The 26,562-nt window shown below is 66.7% G+C and carries 15 protein-coding genes; 7 read left to right on the forward strand and 8 right to left on the reverse strand.

The window, feature by feature from the left end:
• The first annotated feature begins 4 nt into the window (after nt 1-4).
• Complete coding sequence (locus tag IW249_RS32575) at nt 5-1,204, forward strand: low temperature requirement protein A (RefSeq protein ID WP_196924293.1); 1,200 nt, start codon at nt 5-7, stop codon at nt 1,202-1,204.
• 2 nt (nt 1,205-1,206) lie between these two features.
• Here IW249_RS32575 and IW249_RS32580 read toward each other — a convergent pair whose 3' ends face one another.
• Nucleotides 1,207-2,121 carry an RNA polymerase sigma-70 factor gene (locus IW249_RS32580; RefSeq protein WP_231392753.1) on the reverse strand — a complete coding sequence of 305 codons (915 nt, stop codon included), beginning with the start codon at nt 2,119-2,121 and terminating at the stop codon, nt 1,207-1,209.
• 158 nt (nt 2,122-2,279) lie between these two features.
• Here IW249_RS32580 and IW249_RS32585 point away from each other — a divergent pair, with 158 nt between their 5' ends.
• Together IW249_RS32585 and IW249_RS32590 are read left to right on the forward strand one after the other, a co-directional pair.
• Entirely contained in the window at nt 2,280-2,663 is a 384-nt protein-coding gene (locus IW249_RS32585; RefSeq protein ID WP_196924294.1) for a DoxX family protein, read from the forward strand.
• A 54-nt stretch (nt 2,664-2,717) separates the two neighbouring features.
• Complete coding sequence (locus IW249_RS32590) at nt 2,718-3,107, forward strand: hypothetical protein (protein ID WP_196924295.1); 390 nt, start codon at nt 2,718-2,720, stop codon at nt 3,105-3,107.
• 43 nt (nt 3,108-3,150) lie between these two features.
• Here the strand turns inward: IW249_RS32590 and IW249_RS32595 are convergent, their stop codons facing one another.
• Nucleotides 3,151-3,750, reverse strand: a complete 600-nt coding sequence (locus IW249_RS32595; protein WP_196924296.1) for a TetR/AcrR family transcriptional regulator — start codon at nt 3,748-3,750, stop codon at nt 3,151-3,153.
• A 100-nt stretch (nt 3,751-3,850) separates the two neighbouring features.
• Here IW249_RS32595 and IW249_RS32600 point away from each other — a divergent pair, with 100 nt between their 5' ends.
• The 3 genes from IW249_RS32600 to IW249_RS32610 are packed head-to-tail and all read left to right on the forward strand — an operon-like array spanning nt 3,851 to nt 6,600.
• On the forward strand, nt 3,851-5,008 hold the full coding sequence (locus IW249_RS32600) for an FAD-dependent oxidoreductase (protein ID WP_196924297.1): 1,158 nt from the start codon (nt 3,851-3,853) through the stop codon (nt 5,006-5,008).
• A 59-nt stretch (nt 5,009-5,067) separates the two neighbouring features.
• Nucleotides 5,068-5,529: a MerR family transcriptional regulator gene (locus IW249_RS32605; protein ID WP_196924298.1), complete on the forward strand. Its 462-nt coding sequence runs from the start codon at nt 5,068-5,070 to the stop codon at nt 5,527-5,529.
• Between the two features lie 18 nt (nt 5,530-5,547).
• Nucleotides 5,548-6,600: an NAD-dependent epimerase/dehydratase family protein gene (locus IW249_RS32610; RefSeq protein ID WP_196924299.1), complete on the forward strand. Its 1,053-nt coding sequence runs from the start codon at nt 5,548-5,550 to the stop codon at nt 6,598-6,600.
• Between the two features lie 198 nt (nt 6,601-6,798).
• Here IW249_RS32610 and IW249_RS32615 read toward each other — a convergent pair whose 3' ends face one another.
• Nucleotides 6,799-8,682: an AfsR/SARP family transcriptional regulator gene (locus IW249_RS32615; RefSeq protein ID WP_196924300.1), complete on the reverse strand. Its 1,884-nt coding sequence runs from the start codon at nt 8,680-8,682 to the stop codon at nt 6,799-6,801.
• A gap of 460 nt (nt 8,683-9,142) precedes the next feature.
• On the opposite strand from IW249_RS32615, the gene IW249_RS32620 reads away from it, so the two are divergent.
• Entirely contained in the window at nt 9,143-9,820 is a 678-nt protein-coding gene (locus tag IW249_RS32620; protein ID WP_196924301.1) for a hypothetical protein, read from the forward strand.
• 709 nt (nt 9,821-10,529) lie between these two features.
• On the opposite strand, the gene IW249_RS32625 is transcribed toward IW249_RS32620, so the two are convergent.
• The 5 genes from IW249_RS32625 to IW249_RS32645 all read right to left on the reverse strand — a co-directional run bounded on the left by IW249_RS32625 (nt 10,530) and on the right by IW249_RS32645 (nt 26,545).
• Complete coding sequence (locus IW249_RS32625) at nt 10,530-10,802, reverse strand: hypothetical protein (RefSeq protein WP_307788784.1); 273 nt, start codon at nt 10,800-10,802, stop codon at nt 10,530-10,532.
• Nucleotides 10,803-11,192: 390 nt separating this feature from the next.
• Nucleotides 11,193-11,459, reverse strand: a complete 267-nt coding sequence (locus tag IW249_RS32630; RefSeq protein ID WP_196924302.1) for a hypothetical protein — start codon at nt 11,457-11,459, stop codon at nt 11,193-11,195.
• 1,195 nt (nt 11,460-12,654) lie between these two features.
• Entirely contained in the window at nt 12,655-12,999 is a 345-nt protein-coding gene (locus IW249_RS32635; RefSeq protein WP_196924303.1) for a hypothetical protein, read from the reverse strand.
• Between the two features lie 2,109 nt (nt 13,000-15,108).
• Nucleotides 15,109-23,712, reverse strand: coding sequence for a golvesin C-terminal-like domain-containing protein (locus IW249_RS32640; RefSeq protein WP_196924304.1), 8,604 nt, complete (start codon nt 23,710-23,712; stop codon nt 15,109-15,111).
• A 124-nt stretch (nt 23,713-23,836) separates the two neighbouring features.
• Complete coding sequence (locus IW249_RS32645; RefSeq protein WP_196924305.1) at nt 23,837-26,545, reverse strand: MGH1-like glycoside hydrolase domain-containing protein; 2,709 nt, start codon at nt 26,543-26,545, stop codon at nt 23,837-23,839.
• Nucleotides 26,546-26,562 lie beyond the last annotated feature (17 nt).

The following is a 26,562-nucleotide window of genomic DNA, read 5'->3' on the forward strand; positions in this document are numbered from 1 at the left end:
GCCGATGAGGAACACCCCCGACGGACTGTTGCGCAGCGAAGCCACCCGTCAACGGGCCACCTTTCTGGAACTCTTCCTCGACCTGGTCTTCGTGTTCGCCCTCACCCGGATCTCCGCGCGGCTGATCGCCGACTTCACCGACGGCCAACGCGGCGTGTACGCGGGCCTCGGTCAGGCGCTGCTGCTGTTCCTGGCGCTGTGGGCGGTCTGGTCGGTGACGGTCTGGTCGACCAGTTGGCTGGACCCGGACGCCCCGATCGTCCAGACCGTCATCATCATGACGTTGGTCGGTGCCATGACGATGGCGGTCGCCGTGCCGCACGGCTTCGGCGCACGGGCCTCGCTCTTCGCCATCACCCTGGTGACCCTCCAGATCGGCCGAGTGGTGTTCTTCCACGTCGCCGGGCACGGCCGGCCGGACCCTCAACAGTCCATCCGGATCCTGTTCTGGTTCGGCTTGAGCGCACCGCTCTGGGTCGTCGGCGGGCTGGTCAACGACGGCACGGTTCGCGGGACACTCTGGACCCTCGCCGTGCTGATCGACTACACCGGGCTGTTCCTCGGCTGGCCGACCCCCCGACTCGGCGCGCAGCGACTCGGCGTCCAGATGATCGCAGCCGAGCACCTGGCCGAGCGGTACCAACAGTTCCTCCTCATCGCTCTCGGCGAGGCGATCTTCGTCATCGGCCTCGCCTTCAGCGGCAGCGAGTTCCACACAGACCAGACCTATGGGTTTGTCCTGGCGCTGGCGAGCACCGTCCTGCTCTGGCGGATCTACTTCCACGTGGCGGGCGGGATGCTGGGCACGGCCGTCGACCGCTCCCGCAACCCGGCCCGGCTCGCGACCGACATGGCGTTCGCCCACATGATCATGATCGCGGCGATCGTGCTGACCGGCGTCGGCTTCGAACTGTTCATCACCGAGCCGCTCGGGCACCTCCCTGCGGCCTGGCTCATCGCCATCTTCGGCGGCCCCGCACTCTTCCTCGCCGGGCGATCCACCCTCGAATACCAGGTCTTCGGCCGGGTCTCCCGAAGCCGGATAGCTGGTCTGCTGGCGCTCGGCCTGCTGACGCCGGCAGCACTGCACCTCCAGCCGCTCACCGCCGGCGCGGTCGCCGCCGTGGTGCTGCTCGGCGTCGCCGCAGCGGACGCCCGACGATCCCGCCACCGGTCGCCGGAGACGCCCACGCCCCCGTACTAGCGTCAGCGGCGCAGGGTGGTCTCACGCCGCATGTGCGACAACTTCTCCGGATTACGCACGGCGTAGACCCCGCTGATGAGACCGTCGTCGACACGCAGCGCGAGGACCGTGTCGACGGCGCCGTCGAGCCGCAGGACCAGCGCCGGATGACCGTTGACCTGGGCGGGATGCAGCGACATGGTTGCGATCCTCGCGTGTGTGCTGCAGAGCAGGCGGGCCACCTTGTCGGCCCCGGCGACAGGCCGCAGCACTGCCTGCTTGATCCCGCCGCCATCGCCGAGGAGCACGACGTCCGGCGCGAGGACGTCGAGCAGGCCCTGCACGTCGCCGGTCTCGACCGCCAGCCGGAACGCCGTGAGCGCACGTCGGGTCTCGGCCGGCGAGACCATCCCGCGCGGCCGCCGCGCGGTGACATGCGCCCGCGCACGGTGGGCGATCTGACGGACCGCGGCCGGACTCTTGTCGACCGCCTCGGCGATCTCGTCGTATCCCAGGTCGAAGACCTCACGGAGGACGAACACCGCGCGCTCGGTCGGCGCCAGCGTCTCCAGCACCAGCAGCATCGCCATCGAGACGCTCTCGGCCAGTTCGACGTCGTCGGCGACGTCGGGAGCGGTCAACAACGGCTCCGGCAACCAGGAACCGACGTAGGACTCCCTGCGCCGGCCGACCGCCCGCAACCGGTTGAGCGCCTGACGAGCGGTGATGCGGACCAGGTAGGCGCGCTGGTCCCGCACCGTCGCGAGATCCGCGTCCGCCCACCGCAGCCAGGTCTCCTGGAGTACGTCCTCCGCGTCGGCGGCCGAGCCGAGCATCTCGTACGCGACGGTGAAGAGCAGGTTCCGGTGGGTGACGAACGCGTCGACGGCCCGGTCCGCCCGGCCGTCCGCACCCATGATTCCGCCCCCAGCATCCATGCGTCCTCCAGTCTCCTCGAACTCGACCGCGTCGCCCACCAGACACCGGCCGCCGGCCTTCTGTGACGCCGGGCGCCAGTGCTCCTCGTCACCCGACGAGCCGTCACAGCGCACCGGCCGGCGGTGTCTCCTGTACGACCCGATACGGAGGGAAACTCATGAACCTGGCACTGTGGATCGCGGCCGGTCTGTTGGCCACAATCGCCCTGGCCGGCGGCATCACCAAGACATTCGTACCCAAGCAGAAGTTGGCCGCGGCCAACGGCGGCGGGTGGACCGGCGACGCCAGCGTGCGCTTCGTCAAGACCCTCGGGGTCCTCGAAATCCTGGCCGCGGTCGGCCTGATCCTGCCCGGCGTGCTCGACATCGCACCGGTGCTGGTGCCGGTCACCGCCATCTGCTGGATCCTGCTGATGGTCGGCGCGATGATCACCCACCTGCGCTACCGCGAGGCGAGGTTCATCGTGCTGAATCTGGTCTACCTCGCGATGGCCGCGTTCGTCGCCTGGGGCCGCCTCGGACCCGAGCCCTTCACCGGCTGACCTGGGGCCCCACTCCTGCCCGGCTGGCCGACGGTGCCCCGCTACCATCGCGCGATGACGTCGCGGACCGCGCTGAGGAGACGCACCAGGCGCACCCTCGTGGCCGTGTCCGTGACGCTGGGCCTGCTGTCGTGCCTGTGGGTCCTGTCGTTCCTGTGGTTGCAGGTGTTCAAGACCGAGGGATCGTTGCCGCCGACGTGGCGCATGCCGGAGGTGCCGCCCGGAGCGACGGTCGCCGACGAGAGCATGGAGTGCGCCTCCGGTGGATGCTGGCGAACGATCACAGTGGTGCCCGCAGCGGGGCAGTCTCCGGAGGACCTGGCACGCGAAATGGGTCTCTCCGAGGACCTGAGCCTGTCACCGACGCTGTTCGACCCGGCGTCTGTCTACGTGGGGGCCGACCCCCGGGAGGGCAGGCTGATCATCCACGTCGGCTATGAGTGAGTTGTTCCGGGCGTGGGCAGCGCCGCAGGTTGTGGCGCGGCGCTCAGGAGGGTGCCGCCGCGGGGAAACCGGCGGTGAGCGCGTCGATCACGCGCTGGATCCGGTGCTCCGCTGTCGAGTCGGTGTGGCCAATCAGCGCGACGTGATGCAGGACGCTGACCACCGCCAGGGCCAGTGCCTCGGTGTCGACGCCGGCTGGCACGCGCCCACGGTTCTGCTCGGCGGCCAGGTAGCCGGCGACCGCGCGTTCGATCCCCCGTAGCCCTGACATCCCGCTGCCCAGGACCGCTTCGACGTTCGCCGTCAACTCCGGCCGGAATGCGGTCAGCCGGGTCAACGCCGTCAGTGTGCCCAGCGGTGTCACCAGGACGGCCTGGCGCAGATTGTCGGCGACAGTGCCGGAGCCGGCGCGCTCCGGCAGGCCGGCCACCTCGCCGGAGATGTGGAAGACCCGGTCGACCGCGAACCCGGTCAGGAAGTCGTCGAAGTTCGCGAAGTGCGCGTAGAGCAGGCCGGTCGCGACCCCGGCCTCGCGCGTCACGGCCCGGCCGGTGAGCCGGCTCGGACCCTCTTCCACGATCAACCGCTCGACGGCAGCGAAGAGCTGCTGTCTGAGCGCTGGGATGGCAACTCCGCGCGGCATGTCCGAAGTCTAGGCGGTTCCGCCGCCGCCGTTTGCGCCGGTATGAGCAAGCGCTCATACTAGTTTGAACAGATGCTCATTCTAGGTGGCGAGGTGCCTGATGAAACGTGCGGTGATCGTGGGCGCGGGGATAGCCGGGCTGGCCACAGCCCTCCGACTCCACCAGGACGGGTGGCAGGTCCTCATGGCCGAACGGGCCCCGGCCCGGCGCAGCAGCGGCTACATGGTGAACCTGATCGGGCCGGGCTACGACGCCGCCGAACGCCTCGGCCTGCTCCCCGCGCTGTCCGCCGCCGACCTTGGGCTGTTCACCACAGTGCTGGTCCACGCCGACGGACGCCCCAAGTTCGCAGTGCCGTCGGCCATCGCCGAGGCCGCACTCGGCAAGCGGGCCCTCTCGGTGTTCCGCGGCGACCTGGAATCCAGCCTGTTCGAAGCCGTGCAGGACCGGGTCGACATCCGCTTCGCCACCACCGTCACGTCCGTCGACCAGGACACCGATCGGGTACGCGTGGAGTTGAGCGACGGCACCACCGAGCAGGCCGACCTTCTGGTCGGTGCCGACGGGGTGCACTCGGCCACCCGTACCGCCGTGTTCGGCCCCGACTTCCGGGTGGACCTCCCGTACCTCGTGGCCGCCTTCCCCCTGACCCACCCGGTGCCCGGCGTGCCCGAGTCCTCCGCCACCACGTACATCGGCCCGGGCCGCACCGCGGCGATCGTCAACCTCGGCCCCGAGCGGTCATCGGCATTCTTCACCTATCGCAGCCCGGAGCCCGCCGCCGACCTGAGGCGCGGGCCGGTCGACGCGCTGCGGGCCGCGTTCGGAGATCTGTCAGGCGGCGTGCCCGACGCGATCGACCACCTGGAGAAGAACCCGGCCAGCGCCTACTTCGACGGCGTCAGCCAGGTGGTCATGCCGCGCTGGAGCGCCGGCCGCATCGTGCTGCTCGGAGACGCGGCGTGGTGCGTGACGCTCTTCGCCGGACACGGCGCGGCCCTCGCACTGGCCGGCGCCGACCACCTCGGCACCGCCGTGCGACGGCACACCGACGACCTCCCGGCAGCACTCGCCGAGTGGGAGACCGGACTCCGCCCGGAGGTCGGCAAACGACAGGCCCTCGCCCGCCGGGGAATGGCCCAGTACGCGCCACCCAGCCGATTCCACGTCTGGATGAGTGATCTGACCATCCGGGCGATCACAGTGCCCGGCATCAGCGGTCTCGTCCGGCGAGGTATCGAACGGGCAAACCGCTGACGGGTGCCCCGCGTCACATCGGTTGACTTGAAGCGCTTGAAGTTGGGGACGCTTCATCCATGGCAACGACGAAGGACGGTCGGGAGCGGGCGGAATGGCCCCTGACCATCCAGGAGATGGCGCAGCGGTCGGGCTTCAGCGAGCCGACGCTGCGCTACTACGAGAAGGTCGGCCTGCTCGGTGCGGTACCCCGCGACGACAGCAGCGGCCACCGCCGCTACGACACTCCGCTCGCCGAGCGGGTCGGCGCCCTGGCCTGCCTGCGGTCGTCCGGGATGAGCGTCGCGGACATGCGCCGGTACCTGGCGCTGCTCGACGAGGGCGACCGGGCGGCCGCCGCCGAACAGCGCGACCTCTTCGCGCGGCACGCCGACCGGCTGGCCGCCGAGATCGAGCGCCTACGGGTACGCCAGGCGTACCTGCGCGCCAAGGCGGACATGTGGGACGCCCGGCACCGAGGCGACGCCGCTGCCGAGACCCACGCGGTCGAGCAGGTGGAGCGCGCTCTTCAGGACTTTTGAACAACGATGGGACACACCATGTCAACCGATCTTCAACTTTGCTGCACCGACGATGCCCTGGTGCTGGTGACCGGCGCGACCGGTCACCTCGGCGGGCACTCCGTCGCCCGACTGCTCGACGAGGGCTACCGGGTGCGGGTAACCGTCCGCAAGCCGGGGCAGGGCGACGAGGTGCTCGACCGGGTCCGGCAGGCGGGCACGAACCCGGACGGCCGGGTCGAGTTCCGCACCGCGGCCCTCTCCGCCGACGAGGGCTGGGCCGAGGCGGTCACCGGGGCGCGGTACGTGCTGCACCACGCGTCACCGTTCCCGTTCACCCCGCCGGAGGACGACGACGAGGTGATCCGGCCGGCCCGCGACGGAGCCCTGCGCGTCCTGCGGGCCGCCCGTGCGGCCGGGGTACGGCGGGTGGTGCTGACCTCGTCGTACGCGGCTGTGGGCTACACCGTTAAGCCCGACGGCCGGTACAGCGAGGCGGACTGGACGAACGTGGACGACGACATCCCGGCGTACCACCGGTCGAAGACGCTCGCCGAACGTGCCGCCTGGGACGACGTCCGGGACAACGGCGGCGTCGAGCTGAGCGTCGTCAACCCGACCGGCATCTTCGGACCGCTGCTCGGCTCGCGGGTGTCCGCCTCGACCGGCCTGGTGCAGGCGTTCCTGCAAGGGTCGATGCCGGTCGTACCCCGGATGTACTTCGGGGTGGTCGACGTCCGGGACGTGGTCGACCTGCACCTGCGCGCGATGCTGCACCCGGACGCGGCCGGCGAACGGTTCATCGGTGTCGGCGGCCCGTCGATCAGCTTCTTCGACCTGGCGAAGATGCTCGCGCGGCACCTGCCGAGCCTGGCCGACCGGGTGCCGGCCCGGGAGTTGAGCGACGACGAGGTCCGGGAGGCCGCGAAGACCGAGCCGGCGCTGCGTGATGCCGCCGCCCTGCGAGGCCAGATCCCGGTGATCAGCAACGACAAGGCCCGCACCGTCCTCGGCTGGCGGCCCCGCCCGGTGCAGACGACCATCACCGACACCGCCGACAGCCTCATCAAGCTCGGCGTGGTCGCCACCTGACGCAGCCCGTCGCCCTGTCGCCCTGTCGCCCTGCGAGATCGCGCTCGATCCTGGATCGAGTGGCGTCCCGACGCGAACGACACCACTACAACAGGGATCGAGCGCGATCATGCCGGGGTAGGCGGGCGGGGCTTGAAGGAGTCGGCGCGCGCCGTAGATCGGCGGTCGACTATCAGTGCGCCTCGTCAACGGCTCACCTCAGAGGTGCTCGAGAACGCCCTGGAAGGCTGGACGTTCACGGTCACCAGTGGTGACCCGCCAGCCATTGATCAGCTGCCGGGGCACGGGTGGCAGCGCGGTCAGTTCGGCGGCGTACTCACGAACCAACGCCGGCAACCGGTAGCCAGCCGGCTCGTCGAGGTACACCAGGTGCGTGTCGATCAACTCCTCGAGCGCCCGCCACACGCGCTCGGCCGTGACGCCGAGTCGCGCGGCGGCGCTGTCGGGCAGCAGCTGACCGTCCGGTGCGCCGCCGAGTAGTTCGATGAGCCGACCGGCCACCTCGTCCTCCGAGCGAACCGCCGCGAAGCCGGTGGCGAGCCGATCCCGCATGGAGAGGTCACCGTGCGCCAACCAGTCCAGCCGGCGACGCCCGTCGCCGATCTGGGCGACCAGCCGATCCATGGACAGCGCCGGCCGGCCGGCCAATCGTGCGCCGGCGACCCGCAGGGCCAGCGGCAGTCCGGTGCAGAGCCGGAGCAGTTCCCGGGTCGCGGCGGGATCGGCGTCAAGTCGCTCCGAGCCCGCCAGCGCCCCCAGCAGGGCTCGCCCGTCAGCGTCACCGAGCGCGCCGGTCATGATCCGGCGTACCCCGTCGAGGCTCCGCAGTTGGCGCTGGGCGACCACGACGAGCGCGGGCCCTGGGCCGGCGGGGACCAGTGGGCGTACCTGCGCGGCGTGGGTGACCCCGTCCACCACCAGGAGGAGGCGGCGGCCGGCGAGCCGCGAGCGGAGCCGGCCGGCCCGCTCCTCCGGGTGCTGTGGGACGTCGGCGGCGGCGACGCCGAGGCTGCGCAGCACCCGGGCGACGACCTCCTCGGCCGGCATGTCGGTCTGGTACCCCAGGTCGACGTAGACCTGACCGTCGGGGAAGGCGGCCGCGACGGTGTGGGCGGCACGGACCGCGAGCGCCGACTTGCCGCCGCCGGCGGGGCCACAGACCACCGCGACGGCGGGCGTCGGGCCGGTCACCGCGGCGACCACGTCGGCCAGTTCCCGGGTACGCCCCACGAAGGCGACCAGGTCCGCCGGCAGCTCGCGGGGCGCCACCCAGCTTCCGTCGACGGCCGGTACCCGGTGCTGGGCGACAACGACCGGCTCGGCCACCACAGGCGGCACCCAGCTCAGCTCGGGCGATCGGTCGAGCATGGCGCGGTGCAGTGTCGCCAGTTCGCTACCGGGCTCGATGCCGAGCTGGTCGTAGAGGCTGTCTCGGGCCGACCGGTACGCGGACAGCGCAGCAGGGGTGTCGCCGCACCGGTAGAGGGCGAGCATCAGTTGGCCCCAGGCGCGTTCCCGCAACGGATGGGCCGCGAGGTGCTCGCGCAAGCCCGCGAGCAGGCCGGCGTGCTCACCGACGGTCAACCGCGCGTCGGCCAAGTCCTCGAAAATCTGCAGTCGTTGCTCGTCCAGCGTCGCCCACCGGTTGTCCAACGAGGTGCTGCGGGGTACGCCGTCACCGGCGGGCCCGTGCCACTGGGCGAGAGCAGCGGCGAGCCGGCCGATCACCGCCATCGGGTCGGCGCTGTCCCGTCCCGCCCGGGCGTCCCTCGCCAGCCGCAGGAACTCGGTGACGTCCAGCTCACCCCCGGCCAACCGCAGCTCATACCCGCCGGGGTGGGCGACGATCCGGTCACCGACAGCGCGGCGCAGACCGGCCACATGGGAGCGAAGGTTCGCCACCGCCGACGCGGGGGTGGGACCGGCCCAGACCATCTGTGAGAGCCGGTCCAGCGAGACCGGCCGGTTCGCCTCGAGGGCAAGCCCGGCGAGCACCGCCCGACGCTTGGCAGCACCCATCGTCACGAGCTGGCCGTCGACCCGTAGCTCCACAGTGCCCAACAGCCGAATATCGATCGTCATCTCACCGCTCCCCCGTTAACCCATGAGCGCGCTCAGGCTAGGCGGCGGCGTAACGGCACGACAAGGTGACCAATGTCTATGTATCTAGGCAGCGTGTCCATGTAACGAAATCGGCACGGAGGACGCTGCGGCGAGATAAACACCCGCCAACCGACCGGCATTCGCCACGATCCCTACCCATGGCGTCCGTCATGAAACCGAGGAGATCATCCACTTTGGAGAGAACGGGGTGACTACAGAACAGGCTGCCCGTGCCAATCGAGCCGTAACCGACACACGCGGGAATCGTCAGCTGCTTGACAGTAGAGTCCGCAATCCGCCGAGCTAAGCATGGGCACCATAGCGAACACGCAGGGGCTTTCCAAGCCCGAAAACCAATTGTCTACTGCTGTGATACCCGCAGTGGTCTTGAAGCGCCTCGCGACGGTGCCGTCCGGCGCCGACCTCGTAGGCTCGCCCGGTGACCGTCTACGACACCGCCGCCAAGTTGCCACCAATCGATGTGGTCCGCGACCGCTCCCGAGCCCTGGCGATGCTCGACACGATCATCGGCGCCGTCTACTACGACTACAGCCCTCGACGCGGCGAGAGCGAAGTGGCGTCGATGCGCACCGGCAGCGGCGAGGAGTACGACATCGCCTTCACCACCGACGGTGCTTTCATCCGCGGCGTCTACCACGATTCACCAATGCACAACTACACCGGCGGCCAACTGTGGCCCTGCCTCCTGGAGGGGTTGCCCGAACAGTTCGCCCCGCTGGTGCACGAGCCCACGTTCTGCCACGAGGACGGCACGCTCGACGCCACGTTCGTGCTCTGGCGGCGCTCCGCGGACGACCGGTGGCGCGCGGGCGAGGGCATCGACCTCTCGCCCGCCGACGACGAGGAGACCGATCCCGACGGGGCCTGGCTGCTCGACATCCTCTGCGACGGCGCCGTGGAGGAGTACCTGGAGTACGCCTGGTCGGTCTACGACCTCGAGCTGGACAAAACCGTGGTCGAGCAGATCCTCACGCTGCAGCCCTTGACCGAGGAGATCGTCCGGGCGCTCAATCCGCAGAAGCGACTGGCGGATCTGCGGGAGCGGGCGGCGGAGCTGGCCTACCCGATCGCTAACGTCGGCTCCGGATCCCCGTAGACGAAGCGCGAAGCCCCTGAGGACATCACCGAGCCTCAGCTCTCGCTCAGGCAACGCCAGGACTCTTCACCAGACGGCAGCCGCAAGGACTGAAAAAGGCTCGCCCGAATGAGTGCATCGAGCCGGGATCTTCTACGACCCCGGCTCGGGGCTTAGAATCAGCGCGGCTTGTTACGCCTCGCTCTCAAGGTCCTCCAAGTGATCAAACAGAGCTTGGCAAATCATACGATCGAACGAGTCATCCCGTATCTCCAAGGGCTGCCAGCGTGCAGGATCGTCAGGAGCCAGTTTCCGAAGGAGCAAAGCTTCCCATCCTAGGTTCTGCCCAGTACCGAGGTCGCCAACCAACTTCTCCTTCAGCTTGGCTAGCAGATCGTCGCCAGAGCCCACCTCGTAACCCTTAAGGAAAGCCACGTACATGCCGTACGAGCCGTCCAGTCCGAACATACGAGGTCGCTGCCGAAGATTCCGAATGAGTCTCCGCCGATTCACGAAACAGGTCTCCACTTCAAGATGTCGCCGCCGTATTCCCAGCGGGATTCGAACTCCTCCATAGGGACACCTGCCCTGTCCGTAAACCCGTCATACACTCTGCCATCGCGAACGACGACATCGTGAGTCGTATCAGTGGCCGAGTTGCCGTTGGTCACCTTAAGCGCGGGGCGCGGGGTCTTTCGCCAGTACGACGACAGACCCCGCCGACTCGATCTTATTTCTCTGCGGCGTCAGCCTGCTTTCGCAACTCTTCCGCAATACGGTCCCAGTCTGGGCCGTGATTGAATAGGTCAGCCGATGCTTCCCTCAGCAGGGCCGAATCTTCAAGTCGCTGCAGGCAGGCCAAGCGATAGGCGAGGTTGCGGGCCCAGACCGGAAGACCGGCGTAGTCCTCGTCGAGAACCGTTTCAAGCATGCGAACGATTTCATCTGCCGAAGCGAACGTCACCGCTTCGAGGAACTCGGATTCAACCTTTGCAAGTTCCACCTGGCCCTGGCTCCAACTGGCCGCAGAAAGCAACCTTCCCAGTTCTAACAGGCCTCTCAAAGTCACCCCCAATAGTTGAGCGAGTACGTGCCGACATTGACTGAATTTGGCCCCGTCGAGGAAGTAGGTGTCGTCCAGGACGACGGCGAGCCAGCCGAGCCGTAGCTGCCCGCCTGGGGCACGTTCAACTGCCAGGTGAACACGTCGGCCCGTGCCCGCCGCGTGGGTCGCGTAGGTCGAGCCGTATCCCGGCGATCGGCACCGACGCTGGCACCGTGTACGTCGACCTGGAGCCTGTTAACGGAGGGTTGAGGCAAGGCTCCCAACGAAGCACCTTGTGAAGCGGTGCTTGCGCCAGGAGCCTTGCCGGCATTCCCGTCGGCAGGAGCGTCAGTGGATCGGGTCTAGGATCACGTGCTTGACATCTTCTTCAAGCTCTTCGGGCGCCGGAGTGTAGAGGCTCAGTCCCAGTGCACTGCACCTCAACGACTCCAATTCGAACTCGTCGGGATGGAAACCCTCGTTCGCGAGGTCGCTCAAAACCTCCCCAAGCGGTCTCCCTACGAGCGATATCCCACGCCAAAACACGTCGATTGAGTCCGACATGTCGATCTCGACCAGCCTGTCACTGACGTCGTACGTGAGAATGAGTGTCATGTCGTAATACGAGTCCAGGACCGACCCTGGGAATCGCTCGAACGGAACGTGATCGCCCAACCTCTCCCGATGAAGGGTTCGCGGCTCGCCAAAACGCGCTTCGGGTATACCCTTCCCCGGCAACACCTCGAATGGTTCATCTCGCCCCGACAAGGCATAGCCCCCTAAGTAGTGAGTTCAGCCTAAGATGCCAGGCCGCAGCTTCCTCAACATCTCCTGATAGCTTCGTCGTGCTTGGTGCCGAAGCGGCTCCTGATGTCGTTGATATCGTTCCCATGGCACCCGCCGAATCACCTCGCGCGGCCAGGTCCCGCTGCATCTCCCGATAATTTCCCGCCCTCGAATTGGGCCCGCCACCGGTACTGTACAGCTGGGCGTGGTCCGCCCGATCCATTTGAATTCCCGGCCCATTCGGAAGGAGACGTCGGTTGTCTTCGCCGTCCGACCGCGCCAGTCGTCAGGGACGAAGCGCGAAGTCCGGAGGACACCGCGGAGCCTCAACTCTCTACCACAACACGCCAGGACTCTTCATCTGACGGCAGCCGCAAGGACTGAAAAAGGCTCGCGCGACCGCGCCAATCCCAGAATTGCCTATTCTCAACCATCCCTCGCGCAATCAGCTTTTGGGTCATCGTCGCAGCCTCGGGATGCGGCACCCCGTTGCGGAATATCCTCGATAGGTACGGTCGAGCAATGGCCTGGCCGCCCGGGGAGGTCGCTAAGGGGAGGGACGCCAGAGCAGCACGTGCCAGACGATCGATGTTCCGCACCCGTCGAGTGACGACCTCGGCAACTACCACCGAAGTTGGCCGACCACGAAATTGCGGCAACGTCTGCCATGAGGAATCATTCGCCGGGCTCAGTACGGAGTCGAGCCTTGCGGGAGACTCCGCCAGGTCAAGTAAGACGTCGGTGGCGTCATCATCTTCCGCCATGGCCGGCGCCAAAGCCGCCGCCAATCTCATCGCCGGGTGGTGATCTCGAAGAAACTCGGGCTGCGAGTGACCCAAATCGCCCAAGTCAATCAACGCACTGGCACGGTCAGTGACAGAAAGCGTGGACCGCGCACGTTCGTTGAGCCACTGCACGATCTTGGCTCTGTCGGACGCGGCGACGTGTCCTCTCTATCGATCATGAAACGGCTGTGCGGAACGATGCCCACCGGATGGACATCCGGTGGGCATCGTCGCCATTCTCAATCCTGATCCTTCTCCAGCGATTCCGCTCTTTCATTCAACGCCGCGGCGATTTCATTCCAGTCAGGACCGAAGTTCCGCAGATCCGTCGCCGCCTCTCTCAGCAGAGCCACGTCGTCCGGCCTCTGCAGACAGGCCATCCGGTACGCGAGATTGCGCGCCCACACCGGTAGGCCCATCCAATCCTCGTCGAGCACGGTATGGAGCACGGCGACGATTTCATCCGCCGGTGTGAATGTGATCACTTCGACGAACTCCTGCTCGATGTTCCTGACCTCGGCCAGACCGCGCTCGCCGAACTGATCCGACGACAACGACCGAGCCAGGTCAAGCAATTTTTCCACTCGGCCTCCACATCCCCGTCAGTTGAGCCAGTATGTGCTGACGCCGACCCTATCAGGACCGATCTCGACTGCGTTGTAGGTGATCGATATCCCATCCACATCGATCGCGCGTTCCGCCGTGCCCACATTTCGCCCGACTTGGGGAAGCTCAGACCTGGGCTGTAGTCATGGAAGCCCATGTTGTAGTTGCCGGAGGACTGGTCCCACCGTGGTGTTGTACCGGTGGGCGTTGTATGGCTCCTTGGCTGGGTCCGCCGCGCCCGGCTTGTCGATGCCCGTGAACTGTGAGTGGTCCCGGTCCCGGTCGAAGTGGCAGCCGGGGATTGGCCAGCGAGACGAGCATCGAGCCGGGATCCTTTACGACCCCGGCTCGGTGCTGTGAATCAGCGCGGCTTGTTACGCCTCGCTCTCAAGGTCCTCCAGGTGATCAAACAGAGCTTGGCAAATCAGGCGATCGAACGAGTCATCCCGTATCTCCAAGGGCAGCCAGGACGCAGGATCGTCAGGAGCCAGCTTCCGAAGGAGCAAAGCTTCCCATCCTAGGTTCTGCCCAGTTCCGAGGTCGGCAACCAACTTCTCCTTCAGCGTCACCGAGCGGGGGAACGATGTAACCACTGGACCTGACGTGCGAAAGAAAATCCGTTGATAGTTCTACGTGATGTCTTCTCAGGTAATGCGCAAGGTCATAGTGCCACACCCAAGCCCCATCGCTGATCCACGAGGAACACCCTGAAGCCTCCTGGTAACCGTACTCACCAGTGATGACATCTGGCCCACCCTCCATGACCGAAATGATCATATGGCCATCAGCCAGGTACTGCAGGATCTGCCCTTCGTCTGGCTCCCCGACGGCGCGCACCGATGCGTGGATGCTGGGCTCGCCCGTCTCCACAGCTCGCTTCGGATCCAGCTCCGGGAAAAACCCGACCTTCTTCAGCACCTCAACCTCCGACGATGGGCAGGAACATGCGCCAATAAACCGCCCTTGTCAACTACGGTTCCAGCTCCAGGAACACCGCGTACGCGGTCTGTCGCGCCACGGGTCGGAACGCCCAACAGGTTCGCCATCTCCTGGACGAAGCCTGAACTTCCCGCGTGACACACCAGAAGCCTGCACGTCTGCCGGTGAACTCCACCACCTAGCACAGCAGCGGCTTCAGCTCGCAGCCCTCGGCGATGATGGGGGCGGCAACCACTCCCGCGAGGGCCGGCAGAGTCGCTGCGCACGCAGCGAGGCCGCCTCACCGACCAGCCAGATGCCCTCGGCGGCCGCAGCCCCCTCCAAGGCGGAACCGCTCTGCCCAACCGCGCTGCCAAGATAAAATGTTGCGACCGGGTGAACCTGCCAGATGTGGAGCACCTCTTCACGTAGTGCTATGGGAGCGGCGCGAACAGTGGTCGCATGACGAACCTGATCATGCCCGTCAGATCGGGCCGCAGCGTCGCCATCTCGCCTTGGACATCGGGAGAGCAAGCAGGCCAGGCCGCCTTGAGCCACACCTGTTCAGCCTTGTAAAGCTTCCCCCAGCCAGCGGAGACCTTCTTTGCGAGCAGCCCCGTCTGATTAGCGGTGGCGCAATGCCGCAGGAGGTACACTACTGCGGGAATCGCTTCAGACTGCGCCGAAAGCATCGCAGGGTTAAGGGCCCCTGCGAACTTCGGCGGAGGACCCGAGAGTATCGCGTCGAGAAGTTCCGAGACGCCGCCCCTAGATCGCCCGTCACCGGCGACCGCTAAACAGCGAAGGGCGTAACGTCGCACCGCAGCGTTTTCGTCAGCCAAACATCCTGCGGCAACGTCCGACGCCTCAACTCCATCACGCTTTGTAAGCGACACCAGCGCCGCGCACCGCTCACCTTCCATAGCTGCCGCATCCGTCGCGATTCGACGCAGTACAGTTCCGCCCAGCTCACCCCTTACGTCCCCGAGAGCCGCGATGACGGACACGCGACCCTCAGCGGTGTCTGACGAGAGGAGTTCAATCAACTTCACCTCGCCGACTGAACCGAGCGTGACTGGGGAGCGCCACTCAGACAACCTGCCGACCTCCAAATTAGGGGATTGCCGCGGAGGTTTCCCCCCGCGGCAATCATAACACCCGGCGTATTATCAGTAGAGAACGTTCAACATGTCGTCGTACACATAATCGATTGTCAGTCCATAATTAGCTCGTAGCCATTCATCCTTCTTCAGTTGGTCCGGGTCCGCCTTTTCGCGACCGGACTTGGTCTCTATGTAGCCCAGCAGACTGTCGTCATCGCCGTAAACCGCAATGTCCAACTTCCGGTCCCCGAAGGGAGTAGCGAACGTTAACGCCTTTGCATCGTCGGCATCCGTGACCACCTTCTTGCCAGCCTGCCTGAAAAAGTCGGCGACGTGATCACGGTAGGCATCTCCCACCAACTTGTTCAGCCTGACGCCCTTAGGCAATTTTCCAACCCGGCCGAGCGGAACAATTGCAGCAGCTTCGAGACCGGCACCGACATAATCTTCGTGCTCGTATGCATCGGCGATCAGATAGCCAGACCCAGCGGCTCCAACGTAGGGCATCCAGCTGACTAGTTCCGCGCCGTCACGACGGTTCGCCTCGGCACAGAGCTGTTCGACCAGACCCTGCGAACACATCTGATCCCTGCGAGTCACCCACTCCTGGGGGTAGTCCCCGCCGTCGCCCCAAGCCGACGGCGACGGCGCAGGTTTCGGTCCCGGCGAAGAACTGCCCGATTCAGCGGGTGCCGTCGGCATCGGCCGCGGCGGCGGGACATACTCGCCGGCACCGTCATTGATCCAGATGTGGCCGTCGAGTTCGACGTTCGAGATCGGGTTGCCGCCGCCGAAGGCGTACCGGTTGCCGGTGAAGGGATTGCTGCCGAGGTTCATGTCGGCCAGGGCGCCGTTGTAGCTGTCGCGGGACAGGAACCGGTTCAGACCTGGGCTGTAGTCGCGGAAGCCCATGTCGTAGTTGCCGGAGGCCTGGTCCCACCGCTTGGCGTTGTACCGGTAGGCGTTGTACGGCTCCTTGGTCGGGTCCGCCGCATCCGGCTTGTCGATACCCGTGAACTGGGTGTCGTCGTTCTTGCCATAAGCGGTGTAGCCGTAGGTGGCCTTGGTGTCACCGGTCTTGTCGGTCAGTGTCTCGACGTCGGTGTGCGGGTTGTAGCCGTAGTAGCCGTCCTCCTGGGTGCCATCGGTGTTGTGGGTGACCTGCGACAACCGCTGACCCCACGGCGAGTACTGGTACGACTTGGTCAGCTTCCCGGCGACCTCCTCGTCCAGGACCTCGCCCGACAGGCCGAGGTAGTTGAAGGTCGTGGCCTTCTCCTTGGCGCCGCCGGCGTCGGTGGTCTTGGTCGACGTGCGGTCCATCGGGTCGAAGGTGTACTTCGTCGTCGAGGTGCTGGTGCCGTTGTTCTTCCGGTTCTCGACGACGTGGTCGAACCCGTCGTACACGTTCCGCTCGATCACGGTCCCCGCCGCCGTGACGGTGTCCAGGCGGCCGAACGGGTCGTAGTTGTACGACGCCGTCGCACCCCCGGTCACCGCGGTCAGCAGCCGGTTCCGCTCGTAGTTGAACGTCGTCGACGTGCCCTTCACCGTTTGACTGGTGACGTTGTTGTTCGCGTCGTGCACGTAGGTTTCCGTGCCAGCGCCGTCACCGGTCTTCGTCAGCGACGCCAACCGGTCCCGCGGGTCGTAGGTGAAGTCACTGATGGTGGTCAGGTAAGCGCCGTGGTTGTCGGCGTTCATCTTCTTGGTGACGTCGTGCGACCGGTTGCCGTTGAGGTCGTAGTCGAGGACCGACTCGGAGACCAGGGTCGTCCCGTTGGGCTTCTTCTCCGTCTGGGACTTCAACAGCCCGTCGAGGAAGTACGTGTAGTCGACGGTGTTGCCGTTGCCCTTGACTTCCTTGAGTTTCTCTCCCCGGTCGGTGTAGGTGTACGTCGTCACCTTCGGCGACGCGTCGGTGGCCGACTTGCCGTTGGTCACCTTCGACACCAGGTCGCGCTCGTCGTACGCGTAGGACGCGTACTGCTTGTCGTGACTGGTGGTCAGCGGTGCGCTGTTCTCGTTGTAGCTGAACGACGTCGAGTTCACCACCGCGCCCGACTTCGACTCGGTGACCTTGTCGACCTGGTTCAGGTTCGTGTAGGTCACCGCGTAGCTGTCGACCCGGGTGCCCGGGGAGGCGTCCGTGATCGTGGTCAGGTTGCCATTGGCGTCGTACCGGTAGCTGTAGTCGTGCTTCTCGTTGTCGACATCGGCCGCGTTGTCCCGGACGAGCTTCACCGCGTCGGCGACGACCGTGCCGGTGGCCTGGTCCGACAGCGTCACCTTCTGGGCGTTGCCCTCGGCGAAGCTGTACGAGCCGAGGCTCACCCAGGTGCCGGCGCCGGCGGTCTGGTTGACCGTCTTCACCGTCGGGCCCGCGCTGGAATTGACCGTGTACTTCGCGTCGGTGGCCGCCCCGGACACCGTCGGGAAGCGGGCGTACACCTGATAGGTGCCCGACTGGGGCACGTTCAACTGCCAGGTGAACACGTTGGTGCCCGTGCCCGCCGCGTGGGTGGCGTAGTCGATGCCGTACCTGTTGGTGGCCGTGTTGGCCGTCGGCCAGGTGCCCGTCGCGGTGGTGTTGTTGAACTCGGAGTTGTCGACAAGCACCACGTGCTTGCCCACCGGCACCCCGTCGTCGGACCGGGCCTTCAGCTTTCCGTCCGGGAAGTACGACCAGCTCATGGTCCGGTTGGAGGAGCCGCCCGCCGACGTCAACGTGCGGGCCGTCTGCGCACCGAGCTCGTTGTAGTCGTACGAGGTGACGATGTCCCACGGGTCCGAGGAGGACTTCGTCCACCCGTTGTCGTAGTAGCTGTACGTGGTGTCGTTGCGTACCGACTGACCCGCCGACGGTGGCGCAGACATCGTCGCCAGTCGGCCCACCTCGTCGTACGTGTAGGTGGTCTTGTCGGCGGTGGTGTAGCGGGCGTCATCCTTGTCGTACGCCGACTGGGTCTCCTTCACCCGGTTCAGCGCGTCGTAGACGGTGACCTGGGCGAAGTCGTCCGGGTCGTCGGTGGTCGCCACACCCCGTGGGCTGATGACCTTGGTGGTGTTACCCACCTGGTCGTACTCGTACTTCGTGATGCGGTACGAGATGGTGCCGGAGACGTTCTTGTACGGCACCTTGACCTCGGTCGGCTTACCTCGCCGGTCAAGATTGACCAGCGTGGTGTTGCCGAGCTGGTCGGTGCTGCCGGTGACCAGGCCGTCCTTGTCGTAGGTGCTGCTGGTGAACTTGCCCAGCGCATCAGTGGCCTTCGTGACCCGGTGCGCAAGGTCGTACGTCATCGTCGACGTGTAGTCGAGGGTGTCGGTGGTCGCGTTCTTACGCGGGTCCACCACCCTCTCCACGTTGCCCACGTTGTCGTACTGGTAGGTGATCTTGTCGCCCTTGGCATTCGTCACCGAAACCAGCTGGTAGATCTCGTCGTACGCGTTCGTCGTTCGGTAGTCGGCCGGGTTCGCCTCGGGCAGATTGCCCTTCGGCTCGGTCGTGGTGCGCAGGTTGCCGGCCTTGTCGTACGTGAACGACGTCTTGCGCTCCGGGTCGCCGGCCACGTCGACCGGCGCCTTGGTCCAGGTGAGCTGGTCGGCGGCGTCGTAGAAGGCCGTGGAGACTGCCCCGTTGGGCGCGGTCGACTGGGTGACGTTGTCGTTCGCGTCGTAGGTCGGTGCCGGATTGGTGATGTACACCCCGGCGGCCTGGTCCTTCGGAGTCCTGCTGTCCAACGGACGGCCGAAGGTGTCGTACGCCTGGGTCGTGTTCTTGCCCAGCGCGTCGGTGACCGTGGTGACCTGGCCGCGGACGTCGTAGACGAAGGTGGTCGCCCTGGTCAGGGAATCCGTGATCGTCTGCGGGTAGCCGTTGGCGTCGTAACGGCTGTACTTGGTGCTGTTGCCGTTGGCGTCCTTCGCCGTGTCGAGCTGTCCAAACGCGTCGTAGGTGTTGTAGGTGGTGTAGTCGCCGGCCGTCGCGGTGGAGGTGCCCATCGGGTCGGTGACGCTCGCCAGGTCACCGTCGGCCTCGTAGCTGAAGATCCACTTGCGCCCCTCGGGGCTGGTCTTCTCCGTGAGGTCGGCGACGTAGCCGTTGAGCTGGCGCTGGTAGGTCAGCACCGTGCCCGGCGTGCCGTTCTTGACCGCCTCGGCGTCCCTGATCTCCGTCGGGTAGCCGGTCTTGGCGTCGTACTCCCAGGTCGAGGTGGCGTTGTTGTCCTCGATGAGCTTGGTGACGTTGTGGTCGTCGTCCCACTCGAGCTTGGTGACCTGGTTCTTCGCGTTGGTGGTCTCGATCGGCCGGCCGTAAACGTCCTGGAGGTAGCCGGTGGAGTGGTTCTCCGCGTCGGTGACCGTCGTGCGGATGTTGCTGGTGGCGTCCGGGTCGACGTAGGCGAACTGGGTCAGGTTGGCCTTGTCGTTCCGGTCGGTGTAGTACTTCGTCCGCCAGTGCCACGTCGGGTCGTCCCCGGCGGACGGCGAGAAGTACTGCAGCTCGGTGGCGTTGCCCCGCGGGTCGGTGACCTTGACCAGCTTGACGTTCTTGTTCCCCTGCGTCATGTCGTAGGCGAACTTGAACGTCTTCGGCGCACCCATGGTGCCGCTGGAGCCGTACCCGTCGACCAGCTCGCCGAGCAGCCCCTTGTCCGTGTAGGTGAAGGTCATCTTCCGACCGGAGATGTCGGTGATCTGCGAGATGTGGTCGATGATCTTCGGGTTGGTCAGGTTGGTGCCCGACTGCCGCGTCCAGGTGGTGTCGTTGATGTAGTCGAACGACTGACCCTTGGCGTAGTAGTCGATCGTCAGGGTCTTCCGGCCGGCCGCGTCGGTGATGTACCGGAGGAACTTCGTCGGCTTGTTGTTCGACTTCCGCTCCTCGTAGGTGAACGTCATCGTGTTGCCGTTCTTGTCCACCGTGCTGGACAGGAAGCCCTCGCAGTCGTAGTAGAACTGCGTGCGGTCCGGCTTGGTCAGCCGCCACGCCTTCGGCTCCTGGGTGTTCGGCTTGCAGTCGAGACTGGTCACCTTCTCCAGGTACAGGTGGACGCCCTTCGGGCTCTTCCAGGTGGAGGTCGCCGAGTCCCAGGTGAACCAGTGGCTGGTGCCGTCACCATCGGTCATGGTGACCTTGGTGGGGTTCGGGTTGGGGTGGAAGTCCAGAGGGCTCCCCAGCCGCATGAGCGACGAGGCCTGCAGGGACCAGCCGTACCCGGCGACAGTGTCGGACGTGTCCAACGAGTTGTAGGACATCCGAACGAACGTCGACAGGCCGCGCGACGGATTGCTCAACGCGTCGTACGACCACACCGTGTTGCCGGCGTACAGGTTGTTCATCAGGGTGCCGCCGGCGCCGGTGTTCTTCCCCGCGTAGGAGTAGAACTTCTCCAGACCGAGCTGGTCGGACGTCGGCTCCGCCACCGCCACGTTCTGTGGCAGCGGCGTGATCGCCGGGACGGTCTCCGACAGCTTCTTGGTGGTCAGCTTGTTGCGCAGGTCCCACTGCAGCACGTAGTCGGTGCGCTTGTTCCCCTCCGTCGACGACGGCGGGGTCTTCAGCTGCGCGGTCACGTCGACAGTGCCACCGGCCGGGATGCTCTTGGGCAGCGGCGTCCTCAGCTCGTAGGTGGTGTCGGCGCCGTCGGTGGTGCCGTCTGCCCGCTTCCAGTCGTACGCCAGCTCCCAGTCGGTCGGGTTCCAGGCGGCCAGCGTCGGGTTCGACAGGGTCACCGGCACGCTGTACGTCGAGTTCGGCGTGGTCAGCGTCGGCGTGGCGGCCGCGTAGTAGGTCGACTCGGCGGTCTGCTCCAGGTAGGTGACCTCCAACGTCGGCCGCAGCAGCGGCTCGGCGCCCTCGGAGGACAGCAGCATCGCCCGCGCGGTCTGGTTCGCCTCGTCGCGCTGGCGCAGCAGCAGGCCGTAGTTGCTGGCCGGGGTCTTCACCCAGCCGTCGACCGCGTTGGTGACGTCCCAGGTCTCCCACTCCGGGTCGTTGGTGAACCCGTTGAAGCCGGCCTTCCACGCGGTGTCGTAGTCGCCACCGGCGGTGGTCCACGCGTTGGTGCCGTCGTAGCTGTTCCAGGTCGCCGACGTCTCGTTGAAGGCGCGCTTGAGCTTGTAGACGTCGACGTACTCGTCGGTGTCCGTGCCCGGGTACAGATAGGTGTTGTACATCCGCAGCTCGGAGTTCACGATCTTGGCGTCGGCCGGGATGCCGGTCAGGGTCGGGAACTTGACCAGGCCGCGGGTGTCGCCGTAGTACGGCGAGTTGTTGCCCGGGCTGACGTACGGGTCACCGTCGTAGACGTCCACGTTCTCCGTCGGCCGCCCGGCCGCCAGGGTCGTGTCGGTCTGACCGGTGCGGTAGATCCGGGTGATCTGGCCCGCCTTCGGCAGCATCGCCTGCTGCGTCGGGCCGGCGAGCAGCTGTCCGTCGCGGGTCTTCACCGCGACCATGTAGTAGTAGAACTTCCGGGCCATCGGGTCGGTGTTGTCCGCCGCCGTCGGCACCGCCGTGGTGTCCTGATACGTCCGGGTGCCGGTGGAGACCGGTGCGACAAGCGTCGTTCCCGAGGGGACGAAGTTCTGGTGGACGCTGCGGTGCACCTGGTATTCGACGATGTCGTCACCGGTAGCCGTGGACGGGTCGGTGTACGCCGGCCAGTCCAGCAACGCACCAGTCGCCGCGATCGTCGTCGGGGGGTTCACCGTGACGCCCTGCCGGCCGTACGTCACGACCAGCTTCGGGAGGTTGAAGTCCCGGCGGTCGTTGTTGTAGGCGTATTCGGAGGCCTCGTAGATCGGCCCGCCGCGGCCCTTGGTCGCCTCGTCCAGGGCCTTGACCATGAACCCGTAGTTCGCCGTGCCGTTGACCCACTCCTGCACCACGTTGCGTACCGGGAAGGAGTTCCACACGCTGGACTTGGCGTACTGCTTCACCGCGCCGGCCTTGGTGAACCGCACCGCGTCGGCGTTGGCGGTCGTGCCCGGCACGCCGTTGAGGACCACCTTGCCGGTGGTGCCCGCCACGAACGGATGCGTGCCCAGCGTCAACCATTTGCCGGCGGCAGTCGGGGTGGTCTGGTCGACGGTGTACTTCTTTGACCCGCCCGAGTAGGACACCGTGTAGGGGGCATTCGTCGGCCGGTCCGACTCGCCTACGTAGTGGACCTCGACCTGGTAGTTGCCCGGCTCGGTGATGGTCGGCACCCAGGTGTGGGTGTCCGTCGAGAGGCTGCTGGAGTGGTACTTGTAGTCGCCGTTGATCGCCTTCGGCGTCAACGTGGTGTTACTGGAGTACGGCCACGAACCGGTCACCGAGGTGCCGGCGTCGCCGTCGTCCTTGGTGACAGTGTTGGCCGCCGGCGCACCGGCGATGTTGGCGTTCATGTTCGCCCACGTCGCGGTGCCCTCGGCCCATGCGGCGGTGACCCGCCGGGCCTCCATCGGCACGTCGTAGGCCCAGTCCGTGTGGGTCTGGGAGTAGTAGAGCTGAAGCTGGGCGTCGTCGATCGGCGTGTTCGTCGGGATCGTGTCCAGGTTGAACTTCAGCAACGATCGCCATGCGGCGGTTGAGGTCGTGCCGACATTCAGCTGGTAGGTGTCGTTGTAGTTCGTGGTGGTGGCACCCGAGTAGATCGCCACGTCCTGCGCGTCGGCCGGCACCGGTTGGACCTTGATGGTCGGGTCGATCACCACCGGGTAGACCCGGGCCGGGTCGGCCAGCCATGCGGCGTCCGCGGACACCGTGACCGTCGTCTGCCCGTACACCTGCTGCACGCGCTGGGAGACCTTGTCGCTCCACACCTTGCCGTGCGGCGACGACGCGTCGTCCTTGTCGTCGTACATGAATGGCGCCGGCATCACGAAGACCGGCTCACCGCCGTTCGGACCCACGAAGGCGATGGAGCCGTCCTGGCGCTGCTGCGCGGTGAGGCCGGCCGTGTCGAGGGTGAACGTGTACGACACCGGCCCGCCGGGGGCCTTGCGCAGCACGATCTTTTCCTTGAGGGCAGTGGCGGTCACGTCGTAGACGACATCCGCACCACCGGCCAGGCCCTTGTAGGTGACGGTGGAACCGGTGACCTTCGGGCTCGCACCCTTGTCGACCCCGGCCAGGCCCAGCTCGATGCTGCGGCCGTCCTGCTCGAAACGAACCAGCTCCTTGGAGCTGTCACCGAAGAGGCTGGTGAAGGTATTGGTCCGGTTGCCCTGGACGTAGCCCTTGCCAGTGGTGGGCTTGACCGTGGTGTCGATGGGCTGGAAGCGGCCCTTGGAGTCCTTGTAGTGCAGCGGCACCGCGGAGATCTCCGCCTGGGTGCGCCCGTCGGCGAGCTGGTAGACGCGGCTGTTCGCGGTGCGCTTACCGGTCAGCTCCTTGACCCGCTTCTGCGGCGGCCACGCCTGGGCCGGCGGAGGCTTCTCCTGCACCGCCAACGCGGCGCTGACCGCCTCGGGCTTGGCCCGACCCGATCCGCTCCCACCTACCAGGTTGTCGGCGGCCTTCCCGATCCTGGAGAGGAAACCGTCGTCCTCCGCGGCGCTCGCCGCGCGGTCCGCGCTGTCGGGTTGTTGGTCCGGTAGGACCTCCATCCCGCCCAGCGTGGCCACCAGGGCCAGCGCCAGCCCCCCGATCAGGGGACCCCGCAATTTCTTCTTCACCCGTTTCCCTCCGGTCTGGAGACAGACACGTCGGGTGGAGGCTAGGAACGGGCGATATACGCAGGGGCATCACTCAGCTACTTTCCAGCAGCCGCCCTGGGTTCTGGACGCCTCCGCGAGGACGTCAGCGGCGCAGGGTGAGGATCAGATCGGCGACCAGAGCCGTCCAGCCGGTCTGGTGCCAGGCGCCCAGGCCGGCGCCGTTGTCACCGTGGAAGTACTCGGGGAAGGCGATCAGGTCGCGCCAGTCCGGGTGGGTCTGGAACATCTGAGCGGCACCGTAGATCGGCCGTCGACCCCAGTCGTCCTGGGTGAAGAGCGAGATCAGCCGGGCGGAGAGGTCGTCGGCGATCTCGTCCAGGGTGCGCTTCACCCCGGAGCGGGTCGGGTACTCCACCTGGAGGTCGTCGCCGAAGAACGCCGCATAGTCGCGCAGCGCGCTAATCAGCAGGAAGTTCGTCGGCATCCAGATCGGACCGCGCCAGTTCGAGTTGCCCCCGAACAGGCCGCTCGTCGACTCGGCCGGCTCGTAGCCGACCGAGAACTCCTGCCCGCCGAGGGTGACCGAGAACGGCTTGTCCAGGTGCGCGCGGGACAGCGTACGGAGGCCGAAGTCGGAGAGGAACTCGTCGGGGTCGAGCATCCGGGCGAGCAGGCGGACCACCTGCTCCGGGCCGACCATGGACAGCAGCCGCTGCTGCCGGCCGTCCGGGCCGAGGCGGCGGGTGCCGATCACCTGGGCGTACTCCGGGCGGTTGGTGAGGAACCAGCGCAGCCGGGCGCCCAACTCCGGTAGGTGGTGCAGGGTCCTGGCGGTGAGCCGGGTGGTGGCGGCCAACGGCAGCAGCCCGACGACGGAACGGACCTTCAGCGGCACCTTCGTGCCGTCGGCGAGGCGCAGCACGTCGTAGAAGAAAGCATCCTCCTCGTCCCACAAACCCTGCTCGTACGCGGCGGCGGCGATGTAGGCGAAGTGCTCGAAGAACTTGGTGGCGGTGTCCACCCAGGTCCTGTCGTGTTCGGCGAGCACGATCGCCATGTCCAGCAGGTTGAGCGCGTACATGCCCATCCAGCCGGTGCCGTCGGACTGCTCCAGCACCCCGGCGACCGGCAGCGCCGCCGAGCGGTCGAACGGCCCGACGTTGTCCAGCCCGAGGAAGCCGCCCTCGAAGACGTTGTTGCCGCCGGTGTCCTTGCGGTTTACCCACCAGGTGAAGTTGAGCAGCAGCTTGTGCATCACCCGGGCCAGGAACTCGTAGTCCCGGCCGCCGTCGATCTCGAACACCTTCAGCGCGGCCCACGCGTGCACCGGCGGGTTCACGTCACCGAACGCCCACTCGTACGCCGGGATCTGCCCGTTGGGATGCAGGTACCACTCGCGCAGCAGGAGCAGGATCTGCTCCTTGGCGAAGCCCGGGTCGACCCGGGCGATGCTCACGCAGTGGAAGGCCAGGTCCCAGGCCGCGTACCAGGGGTATTCCCACGGGTCGGGCATGGAGATGACGTCGAAGCTGGTCATGTGCCACCAGGCGCTGTTGCGCCCGTGCCGACGCCCGGCCGGCGGCGGTGTCGAGCCCGGGTCGCCTTCGAGCCAGCGCTTGACGTCGAAGTGGTAGAACTGCTTGCCCCACATCAGCCCGGCGATGGCCTGCCGGGCGACCAGCGCCTCGTCGGGTGTGGCGGCCGGCGGGATCACTCCGGCGAAGAACCGGTTCGCCTCGGCCCGCCGCGCCCACACGACTGCCTCGAAGCCCTCGCTGAGGTCGGCCGGGGGCGGCGGCGCGGCCGCCGGTGGCGACGCGGTGCGGGTGAGCCGCAACCGGATCTGGCGCTGCCCGCCGGCCGGCACGTCGAGCACGTAGTGCAGCGCGCCCTTGGTGCCCTCCCGGGCCGGGTTGACGGTGGCCGCGCCGTTGACGACGTGGTCGTTGATGCCGTCCTTCGGGTACGGGGAGCGGCCGGGCAGGCCCCAGAGCCGTTCGGCGTTGGTGTCGTTGTCGCAGAGCAGCGGCACCGGGCCGCCGTCGCCCTCCAGCAGTAGTTGGCCGAGCACCCGGTGCTCCCCGACGAGCCGGGTGCCCTGGCCGGTCAGCCGGGGGATCCGGTCGCCGCCGGGCAGCCCCCAGGACCAGGTGTTACGGAACCACAGGGTGGGCAGGACGTGCAGGGTCGCCGCCTGGTCGCCCCGGTTGGCGACAGTCACCACCATGCAGAGGTCGGTCGGGGACGCCTTGGCGTAGTCGACTGTCACCGCCCAGTACCGGTCGTCGTCGAAGATCCCCGTGTCCACCAGCTCGTACTCGGTGTCGTCGCGGCCGCGCAACGCGTTCACCGCGACGAGTTCGTCGTACGGGAAGGCGGCCTGCGGGTAGTGGTAGCGCCAGCGCATCCAGGAGTGGGTGGGCGTGGAGTCCTCGTACCACCAGTACTCCTTGACGTCCTCGCCGTGGTTGCCGCCGTCGCCGCCGAGGCCGAACATCCGCTCCTTGAGGATCGGGTCCTTGCCGTTCCAGAGGGCCAGGGCGAACGCGAACGTCTGCCGTTCGTCACAGACGCCGGCCATCCCGTCTTCATTCCACCGGTAGGCTCTGGACCGCGCGTGGTCATGCGGGAAGTAGTCCCAGGCCGTACCGTGCTCGCTGTAGTCCTCCCGTACCGTCCCCCACGCCCGTTCGGACAGATAGGGACCCCATGCACGCCAGTCCTGCTCCCCCGAGTCGGCCTGGGCGAGCCGGAGCCGCTCAGCGTCGGGTGGCGAGGCGTCGGAGGACGATCGGTCAGTGATCACGTGCACATCTTTGACGTCGCCGCGGTACTTGACCACAGCGGCCATTCTCGTCGTGGCGTGTT

The sequence above is a fragment of the Micromonospora vinacea genome (assembly GCF_015751785.1).
GTDB lineage: Bacteria > Actinomycetota > Actinomycetes > Mycobacteriales > Micromonosporaceae > Micromonospora > Micromonospora vinacea.